Annotated in this window: 19 protein-coding genes; 16 read left to right on the top strand and 3 right to left on the bottom strand. The window is 44.1% G+C overall.

All coding sequences use genetic code 11. The features are described from left to right. The first annotated feature begins 381 nt into the window (after window positions 1-381). The 3 genes from BN98_RS07485 (at window position 382) to BN98_RS07475 (ending at window position 3,021) form a co-directional block, all read left to right on the top strand. Window positions 382-1,653 (top strand): ATP-binding protein, encoded by a 1,272-nt coding sequence (locus tag BN98_RS07485; RefSeq protein WP_019189344.1) that lies wholly within the window; start codon window positions 382-384, stop codon window positions 1,651-1,653. Between the two features lie 524 nt (window positions 1,654-2,177). Then, window positions 2,178-2,546, top strand: a complete 369-nt coding sequence (locus BN98_RS07480) for a hypothetical protein (protein ID WP_019189345.1) — start codon at window positions 2,178-2,180, stop codon at window positions 2,544-2,546. Between the two features lie 28 nt (window positions 2,547-2,574). Further along, the gene (locus BN98_RS07475; protein ID WP_019189346.1) at window positions 2,575-3,021 is read left to right on the top strand and encodes an ASCH domain-containing protein; all 447 of its coding nucleotides are present in this window, start codon (window positions 2,575-2,577) and stop codon (window positions 3,019-3,021) included. A gap of 220 nt (window positions 3,022-3,241) precedes the next feature. Here BN98_RS07475 and BN98_RS07470 read toward each other — a convergent pair whose 3' ends face one another. The 3 genes from BN98_RS07470 to BN98_RS07460 are packed head-to-tail and all read right to left on the bottom strand — an operon-like array spanning window position 3,242 to window position 4,824. Beyond that, window positions 3,242-3,754 carry a hypothetical protein gene (locus BN98_RS07470; RefSeq protein ID WP_019189347.1) on the bottom strand — a complete coding sequence of 171 codons (513 nt, stop codon included), beginning with the start codon at window positions 3,752-3,754 and terminating at the stop codon, window positions 3,242-3,244. A gap of 11 nt (window positions 3,755-3,765) precedes the next feature. After that, complete coding sequence (locus BN98_RS07465; RefSeq protein WP_019189348.1) at window positions 3,766-4,050, bottom strand: hypothetical protein; 285 nt, start codon at window positions 4,048-4,050, stop codon at window positions 3,766-3,768. Between the two features lie 24 nt (window positions 4,051-4,074). Then, window positions 4,075-4,824: an alpha/beta fold hydrolase gene (locus tag BN98_RS07460; protein ID WP_019189349.1), complete on the bottom strand. Its 750-nt coding sequence runs from the start codon at window positions 4,822-4,824 to the stop codon at window positions 4,075-4,077. A 238-nt stretch (window positions 4,825-5,062) separates the two neighbouring features. On the opposite strand from BN98_RS07460, the gene BN98_RS07455 reads away from it, so the two are divergent. The 13 genes from BN98_RS07455 to BN98_RS08505 all read left to right on the top strand — a co-directional run bounded on the left by BN98_RS07455 (window position 5,063) and on the right by BN98_RS08505 (window position 22,776). Next, window positions 5,063-5,581, top strand: a complete 519-nt coding sequence (locus BN98_RS07455; protein WP_019189351.1) for a hypothetical protein — start codon at window positions 5,063-5,065, stop codon at window positions 5,579-5,581. Between the two features lie 108 nt (window positions 5,582-5,689). Then, complete coding sequence (locus BN98_RS07450; RefSeq protein ID WP_019189352.1) at window positions 5,690-7,189, top strand: hypothetical protein; 1,500 nt, start codon at window positions 5,690-5,692, stop codon at window positions 7,187-7,189. Between the two features lie 258 nt (window positions 7,190-7,447). Further along, a complete protein-coding gene (locus tag BN98_RS07445) occupies window positions 7,448-8,044 on the top strand; it encodes a TetR/AcrR family transcriptional regulator (protein ID WP_019189353.1) in 597 nt (198 codons plus the stop codon). 85 nt (window positions 8,045-8,129) lie between these two features. Further along, window positions 8,130-9,869, top strand: coding sequence for an ABC transporter ATP-binding protein (locus BN98_RS07440; RefSeq protein WP_019189354.1), 1,740 nt, complete (start codon window positions 8,130-8,132; stop codon window positions 9,867-9,869). Continuing rightward, complete coding sequence (locus BN98_RS07435; protein WP_019189355.1) at window positions 9,869-11,590, top strand: ABC transporter ATP-binding protein; 1,722 nt, start codon at window positions 9,869-9,871, stop codon at window positions 11,588-11,590. The genes BN98_RS07440 and BN98_RS07435 overlap by 1 nt, the downstream gene beginning before the upstream one ends. A gap of 63 nt (window positions 11,591-11,653) precedes the next feature. Further along, the gene (locus BN98_RS07430) at window positions 11,654-13,567 is read left to right on the top strand and encodes an ABC transporter ATP-binding protein (protein ID WP_019189356.1); all 1,914 of its coding nucleotides are present in this window, start codon (window positions 11,654-11,656) and stop codon (window positions 13,565-13,567) included. Between the two features lie 3 nt (window positions 13,568-13,570). Further along, entirely contained in the window at window positions 13,571-15,307 is a 1,737-nt protein-coding gene (locus BN98_RS07425) for an ABC transporter ATP-binding protein (RefSeq protein WP_019189357.1), read from the top strand. A 329-nt stretch (window positions 15,308-15,636) separates the two neighbouring features. Continuing rightward, entirely contained in the window at window positions 15,637-16,413 is a 777-nt protein-coding gene (locus BN98_RS07420; RefSeq protein ID WP_207636737.1) for an ADP-ribosylglycohydrolase family protein, read from the top strand. A gap of 69 nt (window positions 16,414-16,482) precedes the next feature. After that, complete coding sequence (locus BN98_RS08345) at window positions 16,483-16,635, top strand: hypothetical protein (RefSeq protein WP_019189359.1); 153 nt, start codon at window positions 16,483-16,485, stop codon at window positions 16,633-16,635. A gap of 215 nt (window positions 16,636-16,850) precedes the next feature. Beyond that, window positions 16,851-17,387, top strand: a complete 537-nt coding sequence (locus BN98_RS07410; RefSeq protein ID WP_019189360.1) for an LOG family protein — start codon at window positions 16,851-16,853, stop codon at window positions 17,385-17,387. A 160-nt stretch (window positions 17,388-17,547) separates the two neighbouring features. Further along, window positions 17,548-17,850, top strand: a complete 303-nt coding sequence (locus tag BN98_RS07405) for a type II toxin-antitoxin system RelB/DinJ family antitoxin (RefSeq protein ID WP_019189361.1) — start codon at window positions 17,548-17,550, stop codon at window positions 17,848-17,850. Then, the gene (locus BN98_RS07400; RefSeq protein WP_019189362.1) at window positions 17,850-18,173 is read left to right on the top strand and encodes a type II toxin-antitoxin system RelE/ParE family toxin; all 324 of its coding nucleotides are present in this window, start codon (window positions 17,850-17,852) and stop codon (window positions 18,171-18,173) included. Before BN98_RS07405 ends, BN98_RS07400 begins: the two co-directional genes overlap by 1 nt. Before the next feature lie 238 nt (window positions 18,174-18,411). Then, window positions 18,412-22,776 carry an InlB B-repeat-containing protein gene (locus tag BN98_RS08505; protein WP_052332337.1) on the top strand — a complete coding sequence of 1,455 codons (4,365 nt, stop codon included), beginning with the start codon at window positions 18,412-18,414 and terminating at the stop codon, window positions 22,774-22,776. Window positions 22,777-22,872: the final 96 nt, after the last annotated feature.

The following is a 22,872-nucleotide window of genomic DNA, read 5'->3' as shown; positions in this document are numbered from 1 at the left end:
AAGAAAAAATCAATATAAAAGGGATTATAATTTGAATATAAGTTTGGGCAATGATGAACAAGTTGAGGCCATTGCCTTGTTGGTGAGGAAATAATTTTTTTGAATAAACTTGAACAGGACCCGACAGGCTGCTTATTAAAGTGGACCAAGTCGGGTCTTTTGATTGCAAAAATAGCCCCACCACGTATGGCAAGGGCTTGTTCCAAAAGTATTATATCTTAAATATAAGAAAATAGGACACGAACAAGTGCTTGAATAAAAATATAGAACAATAAATGACCAAATACTTGAACAGAAAATGGACAAGTACTTGAATTGAAATTGGATAAATACTTGAATAAGTGATAAACTCCACTTAAGTAGTGAGTATGGGAGGAAATAATGAAAAAGTATTTACATAGAGTTGTAGATAAATTATTGGAAGAACGATTAGACGCAAAAGGAGCAGTTTTAATTGAAGGTCCTAAATGGTGTGGCAAGACAACAACAGCAAAACAAAAGGCAAAAAGCTTTATATCTATGGACCGACCTGATATGACGAGACAGTATCAGCAAATGGCAGAACTTTCACCGAGTACTTTACTTGAAGGAGAAACCCCAAGACTAATTGATGAGTGGCAAATAGCACCTAATATATGGAATGCGGTGCGCTATGAGGTTGATAATAGGGACGAATTTGGTCAATTTATATTAACTGGTTCAGCAGTACCGAATGAACTTGACGAGTCTATGCATACAGGTACAGGAAGAATTTCTAGGCTTTTAATGCGACCTATGAGTTTATATGAATCGAAGGATTCGAATGGAGAAGTATCTCTCAAAGATTTATTTGAAGGTCAAAATATTTCGGCTATTGGTGAAACGAGTCTTGAAGAAATAGCCTTTTTTATATGTAGAGGTGGATGGCCAAAAGCAATTGGTTTAGATGAAAAAACAGCCTTATTTCAAGCGATAGATTATTATGATGCTGTCATATCTACCGATATAAGTAGGGTGGATTCGATAAAAAGAGACAAAGAAAAGGCTAAGAAATTACTTAAATCCTATGCAAGACATGTAGGAACACAAAGTTCGCTAGAAACGATTCGACAAGATATGTTAGCTAATCAATCAGATACATTTGATCAGGTAACACTTTATTCCTACCTGGATGCCTTAAGAAAAATATTTGTGATAGAAGATTCCCCTGCATGGAATCCAAATTTAAGGTCGAAAACATCCATACGAACAACAGATACCAGATACTTTTCAGATCCATCTATCGCAACGGCATCATTAGGTATAGGTCCTAAGGATTTACTAGATGATTTAAATACCATGGGATTTTTGTTTGAAAACTTATGTATCCGTGATTTAAGAATTTATACAGACTATTTAGATGGAACAGTTTATCACTATAGAGATAGGTACGGATTAGAATGTGATGCCGTGATTCATCTAAGAAATGGAGCTTATGGTCTAGTCGAGATTAAACTCGGTGGAGATAAATTAATTGAAGAAGGTGCTGAAACTTTAAAAGACTTAGCATCCAAAATAGATACAAATAATATGCCCAATCCATCATTTATGATGGTCTTATGTGCAAAAGCCCCTTTTGCTTATAAAAGAGAGGATAGTGTCTACGTAATACCAATTACTGCTTTAAGACCTTAATAGTTTCTAGCATTTATGGACATATTCCCACATACGAGGCTTTTGAAAAACTTGGAAATTTATCTATACTGCCCCCTCGAGCCATGTCGAAGCCTTAACACTACTTTCACGCGATTAGCGTAGCTAATCGATGTGAGAGTAGATGTAGGTCTCATGCCAAGGCGGCCCGCGAAGGCAAGCGAAGCGCAGGCTGAGCGGAAAGCCGCCGACGGCGGAGAGTGTGGTATTGATGTCAAAGGAGAAGTCATAAGACGCCACGAAGGCCTGTATTTACAGCCTTTTTCAGGGAAATGACTGTTATATCGAGGCATGAAAATTACGACAAAACCCCTCTGTTCCAACTTATCGAGAGGAAACTGAGGAGGCTTGAGTGAGCGATTTAGATGTTGCCAAATTGAGTGGGTGGGATGGATGTTTTTCTGGTAGGGTGGAAGCAGTGATTTAGATGTCAGATCTTGAAGCTGTGGTTTGGATGTTTTCTGTTAATCGGAGACAGGTTGAGAAACAAAAATAGGAGGCGCGCGATGGACGTAAAAGCTTTTTGGCGGGATGTGCTTTCCCAGAACAGAGAAGCCCTGCAAGCTTATTTTTGCAAGGATGCCGTTATCCGTTGGCATTGCACAAACGAGAAATTTAGTGTTCAGGAGTATATCAAAGTCAACTGTGATTATCCGGGCGAATGGGATGGAGAGATAGAGCGTATTGAAAAAGCCGGAGAAACATTTATCACAGCTGTGCGTGTTTTCCCAAAAGACAAGAGCGCGTCATTCCATGCCGTCAGCTTTATAAAATTCAAAGATAATTTGATCTCGGAACTTGATGAATATTGGGCGGATGATGATGAAGTGCCTGAGTGGAGATTGAACATGAAGATCGGAGCAGCAATTAGATAAATTAGAATTTACCGGAGGAAAAGATAAAGTGACACCACATGAAATCTGGGAAGAATACTGTGAAAAATATGATATAGATAAAAGCATATCGTATGAAGCATGGCAGTTTGGCGATAAAGCAGATGAACTGGCAGAATTAGTCTGTATGGGGATAAAGACTGCAACCTGCTCACAGGCGGCAGTATATGAATTCGAACCGGATGAGCCGGAGCCCAAGGTGGATGATATCAGTATCATCCTGAATTCAGCGGATGAAGCAGTTTGCATTATAAGAAATATTAAGGTATACACAGCACCATTCTGTGACATAACAGCAGAACATGCCTTCAAAGAAGGCGAGGGCGACAGATCCTTATCTTATTGGAGACAGGTTCATAAAAATTTCTTCAGAAAAGAAGCTGAAGAATACGGAATAAGTTTTCATGAAAACAGCAATGTGATCTGCGAGGAATTTGAAGTGCTTTACCGTGCTTAAATTTCAGTTTGCAGTAGGTTTAGACACTTATCCTCCAACGACATCCCCTTTGCCAACTTCCATCGTGCAACGAGCGTGCAGACCTATTTCTTGATGTAGGGTTATCATCAGGGTAGTCTTGATACACGTGGAGACGGTTGTGCTTCTGTCCAAACTAGATTCCAAACAGTTGTGAATCCGGCGCTTAAAGGCATCACCGTACACCCGACTGATCGATTCTTCAAAGGACAACTCTTACCAGCATAATAATCCCGGCTTGTACCGCGCTATATATCGGAACCAGGATGAATGGCCACAGCAGAAAATGCTCTCGGAGTCCAAGATGCTTCATCCAGTTTCCAACTTCATAATCCGGATGGCCTTCTGTCCCCGGTATGACAATACGGCCTTTATATTTCCCCTGAAATAACAGGCAGTCCAGAAGAAAAAAGTCTCCGAAATTTACAATATTCCAATTGATATATCCAGTCCAGAATAAGGGCCAGAATCCGGTGATGCCTGTGTGCACATTACTGATGATTTCATATGCCGCGCAGATGCCCATAACCACGATAGTGAATATAAAATTAACGTGCTTCTCCTCTTTGGTCATTTGCTTTGGTGCGGCTTTCTGTATCGCTTTCGGGTAAGAATCGAAGAAATATCTTGGATTGATCAAAACTACAGTTGCCGCAGCTCCGTTAAATATTGCGGCCATTGCTATTCCATCAAGAATTGCTCGAAATATATCCATGCTGTATCCTCCTATTGAATAATCTGCAATATCCCTGAAACAAGCAGGGCTGACACAGCAAAAACAGGAATAGTTCTCAGAAAAGCCTTCACATGTTTCTTTGCACCAAGATAAATTTTCCCGCCATTAATGCCTTGAAACTGTCTGGGTTTGCTGTGTTGCCACCAGCACAGGTCGATAATGAGCAGATCAAAAGCGTTCAGGCCTGCTCCGAACGCATCCACAAGGCAATCTCCAATCATGAAGATGACATTTGCGATGACGTCGCAAAGCATGGCTGTTTTTTCTTTCTTCATTGAATACCTCATCTCGCATTGTATTTATGCACGAATATAGCCTTCGATGTCATGGCAATAACCTTCTTGATCCTTCGTCATCCTCTCACAATGCCCATAACCTCCCCACACTTTCATTCCTGCATGAGGATATGTTTTCGGGAGCGTTCTCCTTGCTTTCTTGTAGTCGAAATCTTTATCACCATAGGCAAACAGACAATTCTTCTGAAGCGTATCGGACAACGGCGGCAGTTCCACGAAGGCACAGTCGTGAACGATATTCCTTATGCTTTCCTCGCTCATGGCAATAAAATGCTTTGCCAGAAGCGGGGCGGCTTCCGTTCCAAACAGGGAGGCCATCTTTTTTACACTGAGCGCCGGATCGGCCACGGCCTTTTTATGTTTTTTTAGAAATACGGATCGGAGGATCCATTCCAGAAGTTTCGCATTTGTGTAAAAGCTCGTTCCCTCAAAGAACACATGCTCAAACTGAATATCGTCATATTTGAGAAGCTGCAGAAGAATTACCCCTCCCAAGGAGGCGCCAAAGCCAAGCTTAAGCTTCAGAATCTGATTTTTCACCAGATAAGCATGAATTTGCTTTGCCTCGTCTACAGCACTTTTGTAGGTATCTTTCACTGCATCACCATGGGCGGAAAGATCCGGCGCGAGGTAGCGGTATCCATTCCCGATATTGTCGGCAACGTAAGTTTTCATTCCATTTGCTGACGAAAGCATCGGATGGATCAGCAGAATGACGTCTTTTTTATTGCTGTTCCAATCATGCATAATCATATTCCATCACCTCAACTTTTAGTTTGTCATCGCTAACTTGTAATTTTATATTACCACGCTTTACAGACGGTATGTTGACCAAAGCTGGAACGGGAAAAGGAGGTAAGAGAGGCCTGTCATCATCCTTTTGGATGATTACAGGCTTCTTTTATTTTGCTACCATCACCATAGAGAAGGGGGTTGTGATGCTCTTTCTGCCCCTGAAAATGGAGAATGACTGTTAAGGAGGTTCACAACAATGAAAAAAACATATCGCATCGTAGCCTTGCTTTTTGTTATCGCCTTGCTCCCCTTTTTGTCCTCCTGCCACAAAGATAGCGGAGAGGGAAAAAAGGCAGTGGAGACGTCGGAGAAAAGTCAGAATGCTGTCTATCAAACAAAACTACTTTCCGTAGAGGTTCCGAAAGGATGGAAATTTGTAGACAATCAGGAAAAAGCAGATTCGGCATATATTTATAAAGGCGAGAAAGAGGCAATGGGGAGCCCGGCGGTGGTTATCACGTATTGTGATCCGGATACGCAGATGCTTTCACCTAAAGCAGCGTATCAAAATACGAAGGATATTGACCCGGTTACGATTGGAGACTACACATGGGAAGGTTTTACAGCGGAAAGCTTCGACTATCCCATAACGGTTTTATTGTTGAAGGAACCACACCAGTTGCAGGTGGTACTCTTTAAGGAAGTGGAGGGCCAGAAAATTAATCTGGAAGATGACGACGTGCAGACCATCATCCGCAGCATAACCATAAAATAAGGCAACGTTTATGTCCTAGTAGACGAGAGGTCGGTTGGATGCGCATCCGGCCGGCCTCTTTCTCATTCGGAATCAACGCTCGTGTCAAGGCTTACCATGGAGGATATCATGAAAACAAATACGAAACGCTTATTTCTTTTTATGCTGGCGGCGGTGCTGCTTTCCGGATGCAACAAAGAAAAGAAGCCTGCGAATAGCGGAACGGACAATACCGATGCAGCAAATTCCGTGGTGGAAGAATCCGTTAAAACCGCAACCAACGAGGAGAAAGATCCCAACAAGATGGCTTTGAAAGGAACAGAAAACGTGAAGCCGGTTACCGGGGCAACGATCGGATCCATGTCCTCGTATGTGGAGGACCGCGAGATTTGGAAGGATTTCATCGATACAAAATACATCGATTCTGCCAAAGGCGATGCGCTCGGTCTCCACGTGCCAAGAATCCTTTTGAACTCGGCGGATGCAAAAGCGGCAAACGCTAAGATTGACGGAATGGTCAACAACATGAAGGAGCAATACGAGACGAATAAGAAGAATATAGAGGGCAACGATATCGGGATCTATTCTTCTTTTTCCGTCTACCAAGATCCGAATGTGCTCAGTGTCCAAATTAGCGAAGCCAATGCCTGGCTTGGCGAGTACCCGAAGTTCACCGTGTTCAACTTTTCACTTCCGGACGGCAAGCGCATGGATGATGCGGCGCTCATGAAGCATTTCGGCGTGGGAAAGGACGAGATTCTGGGAGTCATTGAAGACAGTTTACGGGAGGCGCAGGAGACAGAAACGAACATCTACTATAGTACAGACACTGATGTATCGTATATCAATAATCCAAACAACTGCACCGGCCTGATTCTTAATGCACTGTGGGACCATTTCGAATCAAAGACGCATCAAATCTATATCGATGAAGTGGGTAGCCCCACCTTTATCTTTTCGTCGTATACCGGCATGATGATGGGACGCAGTCCGCAAACATTGAAACTGCGCGCGAATCGATTTGATTCCGATCCGATCTCTCCAGCGTATCTGCGCATGGCAAGACGTCTCGGTATCGATCCCAAGGATGAAAAACACAAAGCCTTTATCCTCTATCTCGGATCCGCCTTTGACGAGACGAGTTTGAAAGCCCCCCTTGCCAAACTGGAAGCCTGGACAGGCGTATTTACCAACTATGAAGATCCGCGGCTGCTCCTAGCAATAAAAGAGAGCAAAGATAACCATACGCCTTACCTCATCGGTGAGGAGTGTTATCTGGTCATTCCGAAATACGAGAATGCCTCCGTTTCCCTCAAAGAATTGGAATCGACGAAAGAGGGCAAATTAAAAGAAGTGGAGAATAGTTATTTGGACAACGTCTCCTCTACGGGCACTACCTTTATCTGCCAAAATCAGAGCGATATCGCCCCGAATGCGAAAATCACCATCCGCTACAGAGACGATGTATTGGAATTTTCTCCTTCCATCAGTCTAAAAGACGGCCGTTTGCAGTTACCGAAAGAAGTGATGAACGCAGAAGATATCCTGGATTGGAATCATTTCGTGCAAAAAGATACCTATTCGCAAATGCTATTTGAACGAATCTTATCCATCATGGGACGGGGATGATTCAAACGTCCGCGCGGAAGTCAAAGGAGGAATCTCATTGATTTCCAAGCAAGACTTGACCCGCTCCTCCAAAGACATATTCAATCTCTAAAGCCACTCCTTGCGGAGTGGCTTTTATTGTTAAACGATATTTTGCAAAAAATAAGCAAGTGAATTTTTAAAACTCGGATTCAGACGGGGCGGCGGATAGTTGACAGGAGAAAAATTGAGAGTTAGCATTAGATAACAGGATAGACGGTACCGTCGATGGAGGAAATGATGCGAGTGATCAAATCAAAAAGGGAGCGTAAAAAGGAAATTATGGAAGCGGCTAAATCTGTCTTCCTAGAAAAAGGCTTTGAAAAAACCACCATGGAAGATATCATCGCAGAAACCTCCCTTTCCAAGGGCGGTTTCTACCACTACTATGCCTCTACCACCGATATCCTCTACGACCTCATGATTGAAGGCATCGCCTACCGCATTAACATCATAAAGCAGACGGTCGGTCAAGCCTCGGCATGGGACGACGAAAGTGTAGTCAATATGATGGTGGATAAGGTTTTGGATGAAAGCGACCTGATGAGCCTTTATGTTATCTATCTTCAGGCCTCCCAGAGAAACCAGACTCTGAGGGATCTTTTTCAGGAATTGAAGAAGGATAATCAGGCCATGTTTGAAGAAAGTTTTGGAACGGAATCGCAAAAAGGTATGGAATATTTCTATTCCGACCTCCTGCTCCATTTCATGAACACCATCATGTTGGGATCAGAAATATTAGGCGCCCGGGAAGTCTTCCGTAAAAATCGGCCGCTTTTTGTGGCTATGATGAAGCTTGCTTTGGACTATATGCGGGAAGGCAAGATGATTACATAAAAAATTTCGCCCGGTGTTAGTTGATACTAACGAACGAATCGTTTTTTTGAAGGCTTATTTGAGCCTAATTAGAAAGGAATTTTCTATGTCCGTTTACAAAAAAATGAAACCCTACGTGCCCGGCATGGGAGGCATTCTCATCCTGGCCTTCTTACTTATTATCGGATCTTCTGTTGCCCTCATTGCCGAGTACCAGGCGATTTACTTATTTTTAAAAAAGATTTTGGTCGCATCCGGCCTAGAGGGCCTGAGCCATTTGGTCACGATCCTTTGCCTTTGTGCCCTGGCCTACACCGTAATCAATTTTATCGGTTGCATGGCCACTCATCGGATCGCCTTCCGTCTGGAGGCAAACTTAAAAAAAGCCGGTATGGATGCCCTTTTGGAGGCTCCCTCGGCCTTTTTTGACAAGTATCCATCCGGGAAAATCCGCAAGATGCTGGATGATAATACAGCCTTAACCCACACCAGCGTGGCCCATCTCTTGCCGGATTTGGCCGCAGCCTTCTTTGTCCCCCTCTTTGGTCTTGTCTTGGCCGGCATGATCGACTGGCGGCTCTGCGTTTTTATGGTTTTGACCATCGTTGTTGGTGGCTTAATTGGCAGCAAGATGATGGGGGAATCCGCCTTCATGGGCGAATATATGCAGGCGCAGGAGTCCATGGGAGCTCATGCTGTGGAATATGTTCGCAATATGGGTGTGGTCAAGATTTTTAATGCCAACGTCAAGTCCATGAAGAATTTTTATGACTCCATCGCCAGCTATGGAGAAAAGGTGTTGGCCTACAGCATGTCCTGCCGTGTTCCCTACGTGACCTTCCAAACCTTTTTTAACGCCGTTTACCTTTTGCTCATCCCCTTGGCCTTCTTTTTCCTGGCTCGGGGGGAAGATCCTGAACTCTACCTGACCAAGGCCATCTTCTATGTCCTCTTTTGCGACATAATTTTCATGGCTTTCATGAAGATTATGTATGTGGGCATGCATTCCTACTTGGCCTCATCCTCCATTGATAAGATCGAAAGCCTGATTCAGGAAATGCAGACCGGCAAGCTGGCCTCCGGCTCCGTTGACCAAGCTGTGGATGGTGCTATCGACTTCAAACATGTCTCTTTTGCCTATGAAAAAGACAAGGTTTTAGAGGACTTGAGCTTTCATCTGGATGGGGGAAAGACCTACGCCTTGGTCGGCTCTTCCGGCGGAGGCAAGTCCACCTTGGCTAAGCTCATTGCCGGCTTCTATCCGGTTCAGGAGGGGGAAATCCTCATTGGTGGCAGGGCTTTGTCGGAGTATTCGGAATTTGCTAGAACCCGGATGCTGGCCATGGTCTTTCAAAATGCCAAACTCTTTAAGACCACGATCTACGACAATGTCAAAATCGGCAATCCGGCGGCTTCTTGGGATGAAGTCATGGAAGCCATGAAGCTGGCACGCTGTGAAGATATTTTGGACAAGTTCCCTGACCGAGAAAAGACCCGGATCGGCTCCAAGGGCGTCCACCTGTCTGGGGGTGAGATCCAGCGCATCGCCATCGCCCGAGCCATCCTGAAAAATGCCCCCATCATCATTCTGGATGAAGCTTCGGCAGCAGCCGACCCGGAAAATGAATATGAAATCCAGCAGGCCTTCAGCAATCTTATGAAGGGAAAAACCGTTATCATGATTGCCCACCGGCTCTCTTCTATTCGCCAGGCGGATGAAATTCTGGTCGTGGATGAAGGTAAGATTATCGAGCGGGGTAGCCACCGGGCTTTAATGGAAAAAAATGGGCGTTATGCCTATCTGCAGGGCCTTTATGCCCAAGCCAATGACTGGAGGGTAGCCTGATGAAAAGAAAATTACAAGAAACTTTTGCCCTTACTGAAAAAGGGGCGAGGGGCATGATACGAGCATCGATCGCTTCCTTTTGTGTAAACATTACCTACATGGCGGCTATGATGACCTTTTTTGCCTTTGCTAAGGACCTTTTGGCGGATGGAAAGCTAAGCCATCCGGCCTTTTATCTCTTGGCCATGGCCGTAATCGTGGTTCTCATGTATTTGACTTTGGATTTTGAGTATCGGGCTACCTACAACACGACCTACGCGGAATCCCGGGACATGCGTATTGCTATTGCCGACACCATGAAAGAACTCCCCTTGGGCTATTTTGCCAAACATGATTTGTCCGATCTGGCCCAGACCATGATGCAGGATGTCTTGGATATGGAGCATGCTTTTTCCCATGCGGTACCCCAGGCCATCGGAGCGGGGATCTTTTTAGTCCTCATGCTCATCATGATTTTAATCAGTCATTTTTGGATTGGCCTGGCCATTCTTATCCCCACGGCAGTTGGCCTTACCATCATCTTGCTTTCCAAACGCTATCAAAAAAGCTTTGTGAAAAAGTTCTATGACCAAAGCCGAAAAAATGTGGAAATTATCCAAGATGCCATCGAAATGCAGCAAGAAATTCGCTCCTACAATCTGGTGGGCGAGAAAAGACGGGAAATTCACCAGGCCATACGGGCGGCCGAAAAAATGCACATGCAAGCCGAAGTGGGCCAGGGCATCCCGGTCATGTCGGCCATGACCGTTGTCAAATTAGCTCTAGCCAGCACGATCCTGACGGTGGCCTATTTTATGCTCAAGGGCCAGATGTCGGCCCTCTATGCCATTGGCTATATGATCGCTGCCACTCGCCTGACCTCCGCCATGGAGGGCGTCAGCATGAACATCGCGGAACTCTTCGACATCGATGTTCGGGTAGATCGTATCAAGGAACTCCAAAACACACCGGTTCAAAAGGGACGGGAAGTGGAACTGAAAAACTTTGATATCGAAGTGAAGGACCTCTCCTTTGCTTATGGAAAAAATCCGGTTTTGAATGGGGTAAATTTCTCGGCCAAGCAGGGGGAAGTAACGGCCTTGGTTGGACCTTCCGGGTCGGGTAAAACCACCATGATTCGTCTCCTCTCACGCCTCTACGATGTTGACCGGGGAGAAATTACCATTGGCGGTCATTCCCTAAAAGACATCGCTCCGGACTGCCTTTATCGGCAGATTTCGATGGTTTTTCAGGATGTGACCCTCTTTAATGGAACGGTCATGGAAAATATCCGCATTGGCCGCAAAGACGCCAGTGATGAAGAAGTCATGGAAGCGGCCAAGAAGGCCCACTGCGACGACTTTATCGTAAAACTTCCCGAGGGCTACCAAACCTTGATCGGCGAGAACGGCAGCAAGCTTTCAGGCGGTGAAAGGCAAAGACTATCCATCGCCCGAGCCTTCTTAAAGGATGCCCCCATCCTCCTCCTGGACGAAATTTCCGCTTCCCTAGATGTGGAAAATGAGATGGCCATTCAAAAGAGTTTGAATACATTGATGAAAAACAAGACCGTGGTCATCATCTCCCATCGGATGAAGTCGATTGAAAATGTGAATCAAATTGTCGTCTTTGAAGACGGACGGGTGAATGGCATAGGTCGTCATGAGGAACTGATGACCCGCTCCAAGCTTTATCGGAACTTGGTGGAGAAGTCGAGTTTGACGGAAGCGTATGTTTATTAGAAAGAAATAAAAGGTAATTTTTTTAAACTAATAGTTAGTACAAGCTAACTGAAATGGAGATGAGTGAATGAAGAAAAAAATGATGAGTTGAGTTGCTCTGCTTCGGACAGCAAGAAACGCAAGCAAAATGAAAATTTAATAAGAGAGGTAGAGAGTCTAAACTTGGATGTTCCCGATGAGATTATGCAGCGAATCGAAAGGGATGTAGAGCAAAGCGAAAAAAAGCCTAAAATCAGTATGGGTGGTTTAAATAAAGCGCTTATGAGTGTAGCGCCTGAGTATAAGGGTAGGATGCGACTTTCTGTTATTTTTGCGTGCATTGGAGAGCTTTTTAGTTTTTCTACTTATTTCTTTAGTGCTTATGCAGCAGGATGGCTTATAAAAAATGCAGGGGGTAACCCGGTCGGCTTTCAAACACTATTGAAATATGCTTTTTTTGCAATAGGATCACTGCTCCTGTACTTTATATTTACAGGATTTAGCACAACTATTTCACATAAAACCTCTTTTTCCATACTTGCAAAACTGAGGCAGACTTTGTTTGAAAAATTAAAGGTAATTCCAATGGGGTATTTGGTGGATAATCCTGTAGGTAAAATTAAGGTAATTATCATGGATCGAGTAGCAGATATGGAAGACTGGGTAGCCCATATTATGCCGGAGCTACCGAGCAGGCTTTTGCATCCGATACTCTGCACAGTGATTTTGTTTTATCTAGATTGGCGCATAGGATTATCAATATTTGTGCCACTACCAATTATTTTTGTCGGAATGATTACAATGATGTATAAATACCGTAGTAGAATGGCGGTGTGGTTATCAAGTTATGCCAATGTTGCCGACAGAAGTGCGGAATATGTTCGTGGAATTCCTGTAATCAAAGCATTTGCACAAGACAAAGCTTCGTATGGTAAATTTGCGGATGCGGTAAAATTCTACCATTTTTCAACGATGAAATGGTGGAAGCAAAGTTGGTTTGGCAAAGCACTGATGACGGCTGCAATGATGACACCACAGATAGTGAGCTTGCCTTTAGCTTTTTATTTATATGGGAACGGGCAAATAGGCATTGAAACATTGCTTTTATCACTTATTCTGCCGTTTGCTATTCTTCCACAGGCTTTTGCAATCATTACGAGTTTTGAACTTTTTCAGATGGCTTCTAATACTTGGACATCCATACAAGAATTGCTTGATATGCCTGTCCAAAAACGTCCTGATGCGGAAAATAAAGTTACTATAGATAGGGGCAAGGGGATAAAATTTGATAATGTAAGTTTTTCTTATCATGACGGAACTGAGGTATTGCATAATATTTCTTTTGAAACAAGCCCCGGAGAAGTGACTGCGCTTGTCGGACCTTCAGGTGGCGGAAAATCTACCATTGCAAAGCTTTTAGCAGGCTTTTGGGATCAGTCATCGGGTAAAATTTCCATTGGTAATGTTGATACAAAGAATATTTCCTTTAAGCAGCTTGCGGAAGAGATCTCTTTTGTCTCACAAGATAACTTTCTTTTTGACGTAAGTATTAGAGATAATATTCGTCTTGGCAAGCCTAATGCAACCGAAGATGAAATTATTGCGGCGGCAAAAGCGGCTCATTGCCATGACTTTATTATGGCACTTCCTAATGGATATGATACCAAAGCGGGAGAAGCAGGAGGAGCCATGTCGGGCGGTGAAAGACAGAGAATAACTCTTGCCAGAGCAATTTTGAAACCTGCATCAACCATTATTTTGGATGAGGCAACAGCTTATTCCGATCCTGAAAACGAAGCTCTCATCCAAGAAGCAATATCGAATCTCGTAAAGGGGAAAAATCTTGTGATGGTTGCTCATAGGTTAAATACCATCAAGCAGGCACATCAAATCATTCTCATTGATAAAGGTAAAATTATCGCCAAGGGGAAACATGAAGAACTGATGAAAGAGCCGCTTTATGCAAGCCTTTGGAAACAATATTTAGGGGAGGCGTAAGACATGGAGTTTATAAAATTATCATTCAAACTGGCAGGACAGTATAAAAATCGTCTTAAGGCGGGAATGTTTCTTATTTTTCTACAAAATGCTTCCATGCTGTTTGCATTTTTCGCTCTCTTTCTTGCATTCGGTTGGATGAATGAAACAACCGGAGACCATATTTGGACGATTTTTGGAGTGCTCTTTGCTTCCTTTCTTTTTAATTTTTTGACAGGCTGGGCGAAAAGCGGTCTTAGTGACGGTGTTTTCTTTGGCATTTTCAAGGACTACAGACTGGAAGTTGGCGAAAAACTTAAAAAGGCGCCTATGGGATATTTTGCAGAACAAAGCCTATCAAGAATTATGGCGGCATTTACCAATGTTATGAAGAGTCTTGAAAATTACTCTGCAATGAGTATCGACTTTGCTGTTTCAGGCATTTCAATATCCTTTTTCCTGTTGGTTGGGATGTTCGGTGTAAATACTAAAATTGGATTTTTAACTTTAATTTGTTTAATTCTTATTTGGCTATGCGTGTCTCTTATGATTAGTCTGGCAAAAAAAGAGATTGCACGTGAACATGCAGCGATTACAAAGCTCGGTGATGCGTTAGTTGACAGCATTAGCGGGATTCCTGTGCTTCGCAGTTTTCCGTTTACAGAGGAAGGTGTTGTTGAAGAAATTCATTCTAAATTGAATAATGCTTCTGAGGAGCTCAGACTTTCTCAAGTACATTTTGAAATAGTCTTTGTTATTTGTACGAGAATTTTTTCTACTGTTATTAATCTTTCGAGTCTTCTTGTTACATTATTTTCTTGTTATCTTTATACGAAAGGGGAAGTTTTATTACCACATGCACTTACCGTTTCGGCTGCCGGCTTTATGATTTTCGGCGGTTTAAAACAACTTGAAAATGCAGCCGTCCTCATGGTTAAAAATCCTGCCAATATGCAATATTTGGATGAGGTTTTAGATATTCCTGAAATAAGTGACGGCTCTTTAGAAGTTATGGAAAATCAGGATATCGTCTTTGATAAGGTGAGCTTTAGTTATGACAAAGGTAATTCTGTCTTAAAAGACCTTTCATTTACTATTCCACAAGGGTCAAAGACAGCTATCGTAGGACCGTCAGGCTCCGGGAAAACAACAATAATCAATTTGATCTCTCGTTTTTATGATGTTGGCAGTGGTGAAATAAGATTAGGAAATAGGGATATACGAGATTATAAAGTAGAAAGTTTACTGAAAAATCTTTCACTTGTTTTCCAAAATGTTTATCTTTTTCAAGATACTATAGAGAATAATATTCGCTTTGCAAATCCTAAGGCAAGTCATGAAGAAGTAGTGGAAGCCGCTAAAAAGGCTCGTTGCCATAATTTTATTATGGAACTTCCTGATGGCTATAACACCATGGTAGGTGAGGGTGGCAGTTCTCTTTCCGGTGGTGAAAAACAACGAATTTCTATTGCTAGAGCATTACTTAAAAATGCACCGATTATTCTTTTGGATGAAGCGACCAGCTCCGTTGATCCTGAAAATGAATATGAGATTTTGGCCGCGATTGAGGAATTGTCCAAAGGACACACGGTAGTTTCGATAGCTCACAGACTTTCAACTGTGAAAAAAGCCGATCAGATACTGGTGATTGATGACGGTAAATTGGTTCAAGAAGGCAAACATAACGATTTGATAAATAGAGCAGGAATTTATTCGGCATTTATCAAGGCAAGAGAGCGAGCTGCAAGCTGGAGATTGTAAAAAAACAAAATGCTTCAAAGTAACCAATATTTAAGAATTAAATAGCTTTGTAAAGCGCATATAGACAATTTTTGAAGCGACTAAGAATAAAAAAACTTAGTCGCTTTTCTATCGTGATTTTTAAATTACGTAAATTGCAATAACAAGTTGCACATTGACCGTTGAATCGTTCATCAGGCAACACAGGAGTAAATTCTGTCAAGTTCGTCCCGCAAGGAGTGTTAAGACTCACTTCCTGACGTAGGGATATCATCAGGGTAGTCTTAATACACGTGGAGACAGTAGCACTTTTGTCCGGGTGTGTGTGGAATGGATGTTTTGTTCCATAATTGGACGGATCGGATTACACGGATGATTCTTTGATGACCATTGCGGTGGGGCTAGCCTTGAAGCAAGCCTTTGCTGATAAGAAGGAAAATGACGCTGCCTTTTTGCAAGATCAATTTATTCGGACCATGCAGTCTATTGGCCGCTCCTATCCCAATCCTGCGGGGGCTTATGGAAGTGCCTTTTCACAGTGGTTAGTGACGAAGAATCCTGAGCCTTATAATAGCTGGGGAAATGGCGCAGCCATGCGAATTTCCGCCTGTGGTGAACTGGCGGAATCATTGGAAGAGGCGCTGTTTTTTGCGGAGCAGAGTGCCATTGTCAGTCATAACCATCCGGAAGGCATCAAGGGTGCGCAAGCCATAGCGGTCGCTATTTTTCTGGCGAAACAAGGCAAATCGAAAGAAGAGATTCGCCATTACATCTATCAATATTTTTATCCGGAGCGGTTGACCGTTGAAGAGATTCGTCCTCATTACTCCTTTGATCCATCCTGCCAGGGGACGGTTCCGCAGGCATTCGCTGCATTCTTTGATTCCGTAGACTTTGAAGATGCTATTCGCAATGCGATTTCTTTAGGAGGAGATGCGGATACTCTTGGCGCCATTACAGGTTCCGTGGCTTGGCCCTTCTATATAAAACAAAATGGTCTTTCGGAAGCAATGAAAGAGATGGCAAATAAGGCTTTACATATTCTCCCATCGGAATTTAGAACCTTTTTAAAGGAATACGAGGACGACTTTATTCAAACGTTGTGTTCTTGTGGGCGCAGGGAATAGGATTCATCGGAATGCAAACGAGAAGTTTGATCCGATGTTGAGACTTGAATGGAACTCAATCAATAAAAAATGAAGGCAATTCCGTTCGCCATTAAGCGTGATGTGCCGAACGATGAAACCGTTGCGGCGCTTGAAGAGTACTACGATATGAAAGCAAATCCTCAAAACTACAAGCGCTACGATTCTTTTTCGGATGCACTAAACGGGGCGCTTAATGCTTAAAGTCGTCCTATCATGCCGATCTCTTCGATCTCTAAAGTCACTCCCTGCGGGGTGACTTTTTGTTATGCCCACGAGCTCCTATCCTGCTTATTGTGCTACTCTATATTTGTACGAAGAGGCCTCAAACATAGGTACGAAGCCGGCATCTCCATATCGCCGGAGGCCAAAATCGTAAAGAACAAAATAGCATCTCGCAATTTTAGGAGAAAATTTTCATGCATATTACCGTTTATCTTGGCGCAAACGAAGGAAATGACCCTTGCTTACGAAAAGCTGTGGAAGAATTGGGAGCATGGATCGGAAATCGCGGACATGCCCTCATCTATGGCGGCTCCCAATCGGGTCTGATGGGCATTCTTGCGGACAGTGTTTTGACAGCTGGCGGCGAAGTAATCGGTGTGGAGCCGCAGTTTTTTATCGAAAACGAATTACAGCATGACGGATTAACCCGGCTAATCGTGACCAAGGATATGTCGGAGCGCAAAAACAAAATGATTGCGTTGGGCGAAGCCTTTATTGCCTTTCCCGGTGGAACAGGAACTTTGGAGGAGATTGCAGAGGTGATGTCGAAGGTGTCTTTAAAACAACTGCATGCCCCCTGTATTTTCTATAACCTGAACGGCTACTATGACGATTTGAAAGCCCTTCTGCATCATATGATGGAAAAAGGCCTGTCCTCCAAAGAGAGACAGGAGGGCATCTATTTTGCCGAGAATCTGGACGAGATAAAACGAATTTTGAAATGGGCATAAACCCCCGCTTGAACGGATTCTGTAGCTCCGGCTTTGAGGGCGGCAGACTCTTGACGATCGTGCCGATCGATGTTCCATAAATCGCGGAGTCTTGTTCGTATAAATTGTGTTGCAATATGCGACACAATGGCCTATGATATGCGTATGGAGGTTGATTGTTATGGCAGTTACTAAAACAGCGAACGTGAATGTGAGAATACAAGAAAATATTAAGCAGAAGGCTGAGCAGATCTTGGAAACGATTGGTATTCCGAGGGCTACTGCTATTGATATGTTCTACCGTCAAATCATCCTTAATAACGGTATTCCGTTTTCGCTTACTATTCCGAAGTCGCTTCCAGCAAAAGAGGATATGGATGAAAAAATGTTTAATGCGTTGATGGTTAAAGGGTATGATCAAGCACTTCAAGGTGACTCCTATCCGATAGAGGATGTTTTTGAAGAGCTTGAACGAGGCCTTTAATGGAGAAGTATAAGATAAAAGTAACTCGTCAGGCGAAAGAGCATCTTGCGCTAATTCGAGAATATATTGCCACGGAGTTAAAAGAGCCGATAATAGCTAAAAGAATGCTCGAGCAGCTAAAGGCGGAAATGATGTCTTTACAGACGATGCCCTATAGAGTGAAGTTAATTGATGAGCAACCGTGGGGCAAGCTTGGCTTTAGAAAAATACGAGTAAAAAACTATTGCATTTACTTTTGGGTTGATGAAGATAGAAAAGAAATTCAAATTCTTGCAGTCATTTACGTAAGAAGGGATCAGGCGGGTCAACTGGAACGACTGTGATAACATGTGTTATCAAGCGAATCTTAAATCTTATTTAAAACTTATAACGATAGCTTTTTCAAAAAGTGCACCCAATATCCATGCTGTGCACTTTTTTTTGGTCTCACACCATTGTATCTCTACAGTACACCGACCAGTAATATAGAAGAAAAGTGGATAAAACCAAGCCATTCATGCTATACTGTAGAAGTCAAGATAGGCTAATCAATAAAAGATATTTATCATATGAGGAGGTTTTATGTCGAACGACAAACGAAAATCCGATCGCGGGATCCACGACAGGGCGATCGGCAAGAAATATCAGTCGACAGGATGGATAAAGAAAATATCCATTGTTTTCTTATCCTGCGCTCTGGCTCTTACTTTGGCCACACCGATGCTCCATGCCGAAGACTTGGAGATCGGGCCGGAGATTGTTGGGCAACCCGTGCGTGCTGTCAAACCACCGACTGTTAATAATGTATCTATAGGAGACAAAACTGTTTCTGGAAAATTAACTATCGGAGCCGGTCAACGGAAGTCAAAAAAGCTAGACGTGACTATTCGCGTGGTTGTGAATCGTCAAGCAGGTGGAACCGAACAAGAAACGGTCACTATTTCATACACGACCAGAAAGCCGGACTGGACGGTTACTTTAGGTAGTGAACTTGCAGAGGGCGATAAAGTCACTGTAACGCAAGAGGCCGGTGGCGAAATTTCTGAAGGTGTCGTTCTGGAAGTTAAGAAAACTTTAGCGGATCAGCATAAAGATAAGCTCACAATGCCCACCGGCGAAATCTGGATAGAACACACGAACTCCAACCAAGTAAGTGACGATGAGCAAGCAGAAGCGTTTGAAATGCTGAAGAAAGCCAATCCGGACATTGCGAAAGACTTTGGAAGTGTTGTATTCTCTATCGTTGGCACGGATCATGCCTACTATGAAGTGACCTATACCGATAAATCAACCTCCAAAAAAATTGAAGCTCCGGACCTAAAAATCATAACGGTAACGGAAACATCTGCTTCTCCGACAATACAAAAAGTCCAGGTAACAGACAAACAGATTATCGTTACATTTGCTGAAGAGGTTGCCGCAGGTACGAAATTTTATTTTGTCAACAATTTCACGGATAACGAGGACAATAGTTTCTGTGAAGGTGGAAAATGTATAGTGGACAAATCGACATGGCGAGAGATGTCTCAAACAGTATCCGTTGACGGCACAAAAGTTACGTTCCCAATCAATGATGATGATTTAGAACTCGGAAAAAAGTTCGGTATCATTGTCAAAGAGCCACATAAATTCCGTTCTTGCGCGAAGTCTGAGCCGGTAATAACAGCCCCCGCCAAAGTCGCCGTAAGAGATCCCAGAAAGCTAACTGATGACGATAAAAAAGCCATCGATAAAGCCATTCGAGATGCCAATACGGTAAATGGTAAGTCTAAACTCCCCAATGGAACTGGTTATATTAACGATCCTGCATTCATTGAATTTGATAAAGACGGAAACGTTACAATAATCAGTCCTAATGATGTGGAAGTTGATTGGGATAATGCCGGCAATCCGATATATCAAAAAAATGCCGATGGAACCTATAAACTAAACGATGGGGCCAAAGTCACTAAATTCCCTGCTAAAGATCTGGTGAAGAATATCGCACCTAAGTCTCCTGCGATTGCGGTAGATACGGATACCGGCAAAGTCACCATTACTCCACCGGCTTATAAAGATCCCGGTGATGATACCGACTTGCTGTCTTACACCGTCACCTATAAGGATGCTGATGATAAAGATCAAACCGTCACTGCAACGCGAGATTTGCAAACCAATAAATGGAGCGGAACTGGCGTTGACGCGGACACCGGTGTGATTACTTTGAGCGTGGAAAAGATCGAACTCGCCGGAACCATCAAGGCAACCGCAAAGGATAATGGTGGTCATGAAGGCGACACCGATAAGCTTGATTCAGTTGAGGAAAGCAAGAAGCTCGAAACTGCCACTGTGAGCTACAATGGCAACGGCGGCACTAGCAAAATGGATAGCAAGACGCTAAACAAGGGCGCAAAGTACACGATTTTGGATAATAAATTCAATGCCCCTGAGAACAAAGTGTTCGATACTTGGGAAATTGACGGCAAAAAAGTTGCTGCGGGTACTGATATTACTGTCACCAAAGACACCGAAGTGAAAGCCATCTGGAAGGATAAAGAGAAAGAGAAGGTCCAGGTGACTTACGAGGCTAACGGTGGCAGCGGCGAAATGAAACCTGAAACCGTGGATAAGGGCAGTGAGTACACGGTGTTGCCGAACGCTTTCAAAGCCCCAGATGACACCCAAGAGTTTGATACTTGGGAAGTTAATGGTAAGAAGGTTGCGCCGGGAACCAAGATCAAGGCTGACAAGGATACCGTTATCAAAGCTATCTGGAAGAAGATTCCGGTTACGGTCAGTTACGAGGCTAACGGTGGCAGCGGCGAAATGAAACCTGAAACCGTGGATAAGGGCAGTGAGTATACGGTGCTGCCGAACGCTTTCAAAGCCCCAGATGACACCCAAGAGTTTGATACTTGGGAAGTTAATGGTGAGAAGGTTGCGCCGGGAACCAAGATCAAGGCTGACAAGGATACCGTTATCAAAGCTGTCTGGAAGAAGATTCCGGTTACCGTTACTTACGAAGCTAACGGTGGCAGCGGCGAAATGAAACCTGAAACCGTGGATAAGGGCAGTGAGTACACGGTGTTGCCTAACGGCTTTACTGCTCCGGATGACACTCAAGAGTTTGATACTTGGGAAGTTAACGGTGAGAAGGTTGCGCCTGGAGCCAAAATCAAGGCTGACAAGGATACCGTTATTAAAGCCCTCTGGAAGAAGATTCCGGTTACCGTTACTTACGAAGCTAACGGTGGCAGCGGCGAAATGAAACCTGAAACCGTGGATAAGGGCAGTGAGTACACGGTGTTGCCGAACGCTTTCAAAGCTCCAGATGATACCCAAGAGTTTGATACTTGGGAAGTTAATGGTAAGAAGGTTGCGCCGGGAACCAAGATCAAGGCTGACAAGGATACCGTTATAAAAGCCATCTGGAAGGAAAAAGAGAAAGAGAAGGTCCAGGTGACCTACGACGCGAACGGTGGCAGCGGCGAAATGGCTGCCGCAACAGTGGATAAGGGCAGCGAGTATACGGTGTTACCTAACGCTTTCAAAGCTCCGGATGACACCCAAGAGTTCGATACTTGGGAAGTTAACGGTGAGAAGGTTGCGCCTGGAGCCAAAATCAAGGCTGACAAGGATACCGTTATAAAAGCGATCTGGAAGGAAAAAGAGAAAGAGAAGGTCCAGGTGACCTACGACGCGAACGGTGGCAGCGGCGAAATGGCTGCCGCAACAGTGGATAAGGGCAGCGAGTACACGGTGCTGCCGAACGCTTTCAAAGCTCCGGATGACACCCAAGAGTTCGATACTTGGGAAGTTAACGGTGAGAAGGTTGCGCCTGGAGCCAAAATCAAGGCTGACAAGGATACCGTTATAAAAGCGATCTGGAAGGAAAAAGAGAAAGAGAAGGTCCAGGTGACCTACGACGCGAACGGTGGCAGCGGCGAAATGGCTGCCGCAACCGTGGATAAGGGTAGCAAGTACACGGTGTTACCTAACGCTTTCAAAGCTCCGGATGACACCCAAGAGTTTAAAGCCTGGGAAGTCAATGGCAAAGAGGTTCCTGCGGGCACCGAGATCACCGTTGACAAGGACACCACGGTAAAGGCCGTTTGGAAGAAAATTAAGGTTACCGTTACTTACAACGCTAACGGTGGCAGCGGCGAAATGAAACCTGAAACCGTGGATAAGGGCAGTGAGTACACGGTGCTGCCGAACGCTTTCAAAGCCCCAGATGACACCCAAGAGTTTGATACTTGGGAAGTTAATGGTAAGAAGGTTTCGCCCGGAACCAAAATCAAGGCGGACAAGGATACCGTTATCAAAGCTGTTTGGAAAGACATCATGGTAAAGATCATCTATGATCCGAATGGTGGTAACTGGAATAATAACCGTGAAAAGATAACCATAGAGGTGAAAAAAGGAAAAGAAATAGAGATAATGAAAGCCCCTGTAAGGGATGGCTATACCTTCCAATATTGGAAAGGCTCCGAGTATCAACCGGGCGATTCGTATACAGCAATCGACAAAGAACATACCTTTACTGCCCAATGGGAGCGCAATCCAAAGCCAGGCACAACGCCGGGTACGACACCGGGCACAACACCGGGCACGACGCCGGGTACGACACCGGGCACAACACCGGGCACGACGCCAGGCACAACACCGGGTACGACACCGGGCACGACGCCAGGCACAACACCGGGTACAACGCCGGGTACGACACCGGGCACGACGCCAGGCACAACACCGGGTACATCGAACAAGCCGGGCACAACCACACCGGGTACGTCGAAGACTCTGGAGACGTCGACACCTTCCCAAAAAGAGGGTAAGGCCAACATGACCAAGTCGGGTAAAACGGCACCGAAAACGGGAGATGCGAGTGCACTTTCCCTCTGCGCTTCCGGCATTTTGGCAGCAGGCGGTGCGATCGCTCTGTTGAAAAAAAGAAGAGAAGAGCGTTAAATAAGGTTTTGAAGAACAAGAGCCGTCGGTAGGAAATCCTGCCGGCGGCTTTTTGCATTAGGGTACAATTGTTCTTAACAGGCGATTCGAATTTTC

The sequence above is a fragment of the Levyella massiliensis genome (assembly GCF_000308275.2).
Lineage (GTDB): Bacteria > Bacillota > Clostridia > Tissierellales > Peptoniphilaceae > Murdochiella > Murdochiella massiliensis_A.
The sequence above is the reverse complement of the archived record's forward strand: the minus strand, read 5'-3'. Positions and strand labels throughout refer to the sequence as shown.